Genomic DNA, 6,527 nt, shown 5'->3' on the forward strand with positions numbered 1-6,527 from the left:
CATCTCCGCTTTCCCTTGAACTTAGTTCACTAAAAGTAAGAGCACTAAAGCCAGCCGCTTGAGTTTTTGGCAAAGCATTTTGTTGCCTTTTGTTTTGCACATTACCGGCATGTTCTGTTTCGAGAGCTGTTTTGTTTAGCAAAACATGTACTTTCCCTGACTTGAAGAAGCCTTTCTCTGGGATCTGCAAGTGGAGCGGTCCTATAAACGCATCGTTAGGAAGTTCAAATGCCTGTGCGCAAGCGCGGGTGATACCAGGCTGAAGCTCGCTCAGCAGGAAGTCTTCATCCTGCCTCTCTATCAGTTTCATTGTGGCGTCTGTCGAAGGAGTGAATTGGCGGTCTTGGGAGTCTATGACCTGGAAGTCTGTGTTGGAAACTGCATCTACAGTTTTGCCGAGGTTGGTGATTTCGTAACGAATCACATAATAGGATGAATTGGCATTTCGCGTGCCTTCGCCTGTCGCTGCTTTGACTGGGTCTATCCCAAAGAGCCTTGCTATTTGCATTTCTGGAGCTTTACCCAGCTCATCAATAAACTGGCTTTCAAAATCACTGGCTCCAATCATGCTCGTCTTTAGTGCTGAGATGATACGATACCTAAAGGAACCAAGTATGAAATCCTCTCCGAGGTTTTTGATCTGAGGTGGTTCAGGTTTTTTGGGGAGAGCAGGAGCTGGCTGCTCGTCTTTTTGTGCGGTGGCGGCTGCCACTATTGCCTTAGCTTGCTCAGATGGAGATGCTTTATCGGTAGGAGCAGGTGCCACTGGCGTTGGCTGGACGGCCACTGTCACTGGTTGGCTGGGTGCGTCGTTGTCTCCTGATGATGACATCACCATCAAAGCAGCACAGACCATTATGCCGCCAGCAAGAATACAAAAGAGTGCAGCGACTCGTGCGAAACTGAAGGGCTTTTCCTGGGGCGCTGGAAAAGGCTCCTTTTCCATCAGGGATGGAACAGTGGTTCCGGTTCCTACTCTCGCAGTGCGTGTTGTGGATGGGGCTGGGGGAAGTTTGGGTGGCAGTGTGATTGTATGTTTTGTCTGAGAGACCAGACGCACACCAAGCTGATGACCTGAGACACCAAGGCTAAAAGGTGTTTTCACCGTCATGTCCGTGGAAGTCACTCCATTAACACTAAAGCCTGAAGCTGAATCATTGGCACGAAGACGAAAACTGCCACCTGCCAAAGTCTCGATGGTGCAATGATCAGGAGCAATCCCCTCACCTTGAAGACAAATGTCAGAGTCGGGATCTGAGCCTACCCGCAGCACTGCTCCTGTAACAATTTCGAATGGATAGTCCGTGCCATAAACATTCAGGATTAAAGTATCAGGTTCCATAGGTCTGTGAGTGATGTATGCGCTCCGTGCTCATCACTGCGGGCAAGCAGAGCGAGTGGTGATGCCTTGTGACCTTAGGCAATGGCGAATCCTGAGCAAGCTACAGTAGAGAAGATGTGCGGCGCTCCGTGCAAGAGTGTCTGCGGGCCGTGAGCGGTGAGCGGCCTGTCCAGAGGTTCGGAACACCGTCGGGCTTTGGGGATCTGTGATGGATCATCCATGCTTCGGAATCAGCCGCCATGCGTGGCCTTGTCGGCACGATGGGATGGGGCTCCTTATCATCGCCGTGATGCATCCGCACCGTGAGCCGGGTTACTGGCATGGGCGGGTGGAATGACTTCCTGATCCATGCCAGGAACTGGCGAACATCCCTGCCCACCCGCCCCTGCGATTCACGATTCGTTTTGAAATGCGTTGCTGATCTTTGCGTTCTGGCGACGCCATGAAGCCTTTCTTTGTCCTCCTTGCTCTCTGTTCTTCGCTCCACGCGGCGAAGCCGAATGTCCTCGTGATCTTGAGCGATGACTATGGCTGGGGCAGCGCTGGCTGCTATGGAGCCAACCCAGAGGTGGTGAGCACGCCGAACATCGACCGGCTGGCGAAAGAAGGTCGGCGTTTCACGGATGCGCTGACGACCTCGTCGGTGTGCTCGCCTACGCGTTATTCGATGATGACGGGACGCTACTGCTGGCGCACGTCGCTCATCAGTGAGGTGCTGGGCACGACGGCACCGCTGCACATCGAGACGAATCGGCTGACGATGGCGTCGATGCTGAAACAGCAGGGCTACAACTGCGCGGCGGTGGGCAAGTGGCACCTCGGCTACGGCACGGCGGAGAAGTGCGATTTCACGAAGGAGCTGAAGCCCGGGCCGCTGGAGATCGGCTTTGATTACCACTTCAGCGTGCCGGCGAATCACGGCGACCTCAGCGGTGTGTATGTGGAGAACCACTGGGTGCATGGTTTGAACAAGGACAGCCCCTCGCAGCCGAGCCCGCCCTATGTAACGATGGGCCAGCAGAAGGGCAAAGCGGTCAAGACGCTCGATCTCAATGCCCCGAAGCGAGTGGATGAAAATGTGATGGAGACGCTGACGGACAAGATCGTGAACTGGATCGGCCAGCAGAGCACGGAGAAACCGTTCTTCGTCTATTTCACACCGGTGGCCGTGCATAACCCGATCACGCCCTCGAAGGCGACCGCAGGTAAAAGCAAAGGCGGGCCGTTTTGTGACTTCATCAGCGATCTCGATCTTAGCGTGGGTCGCGTGCTCGATGCGCTGGACAAGCAAGGGCTGGCGGAAAACACGCTCGTCCTTTTCAGCAGCGACAACGGCGGCGTGAACAAGCCGGAGAATGCGAACCTCGTGCAAACCGACGCGCAGAAGGCCGGACTGAAGCCCGTGGGACCGTTCCGTGGTGGCAAGCACGATGTGTGGGAGGGCGGCTTCCGCGTGCCTTACCTCGTGCGCTGGCCCGGTCATGTGCCTGCGGGCACGGTTTGCGATGAGACGGTGAGCATCGTCGATACACTCGCCAGTCTCGCGGCGATCACCGGTGCGGCTTTGCCAAAAGCCAGCGAAGGCGCAGAGGACAGTCACGATGTCTCCAAAGCTTGGCTCGGAGAACAATACGAGGGCTCACTGCGACCTGATGTGATCGTCCACAGTGCCGATGGCAACTTCGCGATCCGCAAAGGCAGCTACAAATGGATCGAGGGCGTGCCAGCGGATGATGTGAAGCCTGCGGCGAAGAAAGCTCATGCAGCGCAGTTCAAGCCGCAGCTCTTCGATCTGAAGAATGACATCGCCGAGGAGAAGGAGATCTCCGCGAATCATGCGGACGTGGTCAATGACCTGAAAGCGCTGCTGAACCGCTATCGCGATGGCGGCTTCAGTCGTGAGCTGCCGCCCGCAGGCGTGAAGCCGAAACCGACCTTCGCGGCACTGCCGCCGCTGGCAAACGCGGAGCCGGTGGATCTCTCGAAGTTCAAAGGCACGGCCTGGACTGCTCGCGATGAAGCGATGTTTGGCAAAGCCAATGACAAGGGCGCGCCATTGACGGGTCCAGTCTCGCTGAAGGACGGCGTGCTGGAGTTCCAAATCCTGCTTGGCGAAGCAGATCGGCATTCACTGCGCATTCACACGGCCGGGAACAAACACAGCTTCCGCGTGGTGCTCTCCCACGCGAATCTCGACATGGCCATCAATCCGATCACCAAGGATGGGGAGACGATCCAGCTCGGCAAACAGCGCGTGAAGTTCAAATCCAGCGATTGGCAGACTCTACGACTCACCTTCAAGGGCGAAGAACTCACCGCTGAATTCGCCGGAGTCACCCTGAAGACGCAGCACGCCGTTTTGGCCGAAGAGAAAGCGCAGTTGAACTTCATCGCCTTTGAGGGCGAGGTGGGCGTGCGTGGTGTTCTGTTGGCAAAGTGATCTGCGGGAAGAATTCGCCGCCTCACTTAAACACACGCTTCAGCACGGCCTTTTCCTCGGGCGTGAGTGACTCGCGCCAAACTTGTTCGCCGCCCTGGCCCTGGTTTTGCACGGCTCCGGCAGCGCTGGGGCCGGTGGAGGTCTTATCGACTTCGTGTTTGCCTTCTTGAAGGCCGAGCGTGGTGCCGAGCTGGGCTTTGGAGAAGTCTTCACTCTTCACGCCTTCGTTTTTGCCGCTGCCGAAGTTGTTCTCTTCATCTGCAAGCGTGAGCGGTGCGGTGCCGGGTCCGCGACTGACACCGCCATTGCCTGCACCTTCACCCTCGGGTCCGGTGGACATGCCATCGCGGAACTTTTTCATGCCGTTGTCATCCTCGCCTTCACCATCGCCGAGGAAGCCTTTTCCTTGCCCGAAGCCCTCTCCCATCTTGTCGCAGGTGCCACCTTTGTTTTTCAGAGACTCGCGGAGCTGATCGAGCTGCTCCTTGGACATGGATTTGAGGTTCTTCGGGTCGATCTGGGACAGCTCTTTGAGCAAAGAAGGATCGAGCGGCAGTGAGCCGGATTTCATCTGCTCCAGCGCCTCGGCGAATTCCTTCAGCATCTGCTCCTTGGCCTGCTCGGAGAGCTTGTCGCCGTAGTTTTGCAGGGCGTTCAGGCTGCGCTCCGCGTCCGAGAGATTCCGCCCCATGTTCGCGATCTCGCGCTGGAGCTGTTCTTTGAGCGTGTCGCTAGCATTGAGGCTTTCATGGCTGAACCACTTCTCCTGCGGCTGATTACGCAGGGCATCGAGCTTCGCCTGCTGCTCCGCCTCGGCCTCGGGCGAGATGATTTTCTCCTCCTGCAGCTTCTCCAGCCACTCGTCCATCTTTTGCCAGGCCTGCGGCTCCGCATCGGGGATCACCGCCGCCGCATCGGGCGTGATCGGCAGATAAAAAGCCGCGAGCAAACACAATGCACAAGCGGCGAACGGCCCACCCACGCGCGACCACCTCCAACTCAGGCCATCCATCACGCTTCCGGGAATCTCCGGCCACGCGCCGCGTCCGAGTCGCGCCACGGTCAGGGCATTGTGTAGATGAAGCTGCGCCTCCAACCGCACGAGCGCCGCATCCGTGCCCATGAAGTGCTTCTTTGCAAAAACGACTGCCGCGCTGATGAGCACAGCCACCGCACCAACCACCCAAGGCCAGACCTGCGCCATCTCCACCGCGATGCCGCGCGACCGCAGCCAAACGATGCCGGCAAACCCGAGCGCCCCCGCGCCGACAAGCCAGGGCGTGAGCATCTCCATCAGCCAGCCCGCATTCACCTTCCAAGCGGTGCGCCGCGCGAGCTTGCGCCAGCGATTGGAGAGGACGGCTTGATCGTTCATGAGCGTGAGTGTAGCGACGGCTCTGGAAATGCCAAGTTCTGGAATTCCTGTCGCTCCTGCGCTACACCCGAGTCGTTCGCCACGTTCACCTTCTCGCTCATGAAATTGCTCTCTGCTCTTCTCCTCCTGCCCGTTTTGGCTTTCGCCCAGACGGACGCGCCGAAAAAGCCCGCCGCGAATCATCACCCGGAAGGTTTTCACGAGCTGAAGATCGGCGATGCAGCACCAGCCTTCGACTTGCTCGGCATTGATGAGGAAAAGCACACCCTCGCCGAGTATGCCGATGCTGACCTGCTCATGGTCGCCTTCATCAGCAATCACTGCCCCACCTCGCAGGCCATCGAAGGTCGGCTGAAGCAGCTTGTGAAGGATTACAAAGGCAAGGGGCTGCGTGTCGTCGGCATCAATCCGAACGATCCCGCTGCGCTGCGGGCGGATGAGCTCGGCTACTCGAAATACAACGACAGCTTCCCCGAGATGAAGCGCCACGCGAAGGAGCAGGAGTTTAATTTTCCCTATCTCTTCGATGGTGAGACACAGGCCGTCGCGAAGGCCTACGGTTGCTTGGCCACACCTCACGTCTTCCTTTTCGATAAAGAGCGCAAACTCCGCTATCAGGGCCGCTTTGACGACTCCCGCTACGCCGATGCCGCGACCGTGACCTCGCAAGATGCACGACTGGCCATCGATGCCCTGCTTTCTGGCAAACCCGTGGCCGTGGAGAACACGCCGCCGCATGGCTGCTCCACCAAATGGATCGAAAAACGTGTCTCCGTCGCTGCCGACAATGAGAAGTGGGAGAAGAGCGAGGTCCACGTCGAACTCATCGATGCCGCAGGCGTGGCCGCGTTGCGGAAGAACGACACGAAGAAGGTCCGCCTCTTCAATGTCTGGGCCACCTGGTGTGGTCCGTGCGTGGAGGAGTTTCCCGAACTCGTCGCCACCGCGCGGAAGTTCGGCCTGCGTGACTTCGAATTCATCAGCATCAGCATCAACGAGCCCGGCGAACTCAAGGAAGTGAAAGACTTCCTGGAAAAGCACAACGCCATCGTGCCCGACAAGATCAAGCCCAGCCTCAAAGCCGAAGGCCGCGCTGGCAACGCCTACATCTACAACGCCCCGAACACCGATGCCCTCATCCAGGCGCTCGATCCCGAATGGCCAGGCCCCATCCCACACACACTTGTCGTCGCCCCCGGCGGAGCCATCATCTACCGCCACAACGAAGAGGTCAACGGCGACGAACTCCGCGCCAAGATCCTGGAAGCGATGGGAAGGTATTTTGTGCCAGAGGAGTGATCCATTGAAGCCTATCTGACAAAATGATGTGGGGTAAAATCATGACAGAAAGTCAGCCCCATCATTTTATC

General features: G+C 57.7%; 4 protein-coding genes. 2 read left to right on the forward strand and 2 right to left on the reverse strand.

Annotation, left to right across the window (positions count from 1 at the left end):
* The coding region (locus tag AC6FTP_RS24690; RefSeq protein WP_497209570.1) for an FHA domain-containing protein at positions 1-1,342 on the reverse strand (1,342 nt) is incomplete at its 3' end.
* Positions 1,343-1,784: 442 nt separating this feature from the next.
* Here AC6FTP_RS24690 and AC6FTP_RS24695 point away from each other — a divergent pair.
* Positions 1,785-3,782, forward strand: a complete 1,998-nt coding sequence (locus AC6FTP_RS24695) for a sulfatase family protein (protein WP_497209571.1) — start codon at positions 1,785-1,787, stop codon at positions 3,780-3,782.
* A gap of 22 nt (positions 3,783-3,804) precedes the next feature.
* On the opposite strand, the gene AC6FTP_RS24700 is transcribed toward AC6FTP_RS24695, so the two are convergent.
* Positions 3,805-5,157, reverse strand: a complete 1,353-nt coding sequence (locus tag AC6FTP_RS24700; protein ID WP_497209572.1) for a hypothetical protein — start codon at positions 5,155-5,157, stop codon at positions 3,805-3,807.
* 99 nt (positions 5,158-5,256) lie between these two features.
* On the opposite strand from AC6FTP_RS24700, the gene AC6FTP_RS24705 reads away from it, so the two are divergent.
* Positions 5,257-6,456, forward strand: a complete 1,200-nt coding sequence (locus AC6FTP_RS24705) for a redoxin domain-containing protein (protein ID WP_497209573.1) — start codon at positions 5,257-5,259, stop codon at positions 6,454-6,456.
* The last annotated feature ends 71 nt before the right edge of the window (positions 6,457-6,527 follow it).

The organism is Prosthecobacter sp. (genome assembly GCF_044378005.1).
Taxonomy (GTDB): Bacteria; Verrucomicrobiota; Verrucomicrobiia; order Verrucomicrobiales; family Verrucomicrobiaceae; genus Prosthecobacter.

Excerpts from the sequence above, each read along its gene's own strand:
- AC6FTP_RS24695 (WP_497209571.1), top strand. The coding sequence starts at position 1,785 with ATGAAGCCTTTCTTTGTCCTCCTTGCTCTCTGTTCTTCGCTCCACGCG.
- AC6FTP_RS24700 (WP_497209572.1), bottom strand. The coding sequence starts at position 5,157 with ATGAACGATCAAGCCGTCCTCTCCAATCGCTGGCGCAAGCTCGCGCGG.
- AC6FTP_RS24705 (WP_497209573.1), top strand. The coding sequence starts at position 5,257 with ATGAAATTGCTCTCTGCTCTTCTCCTCCTGCCCGTTTTGGCTTTCGCC.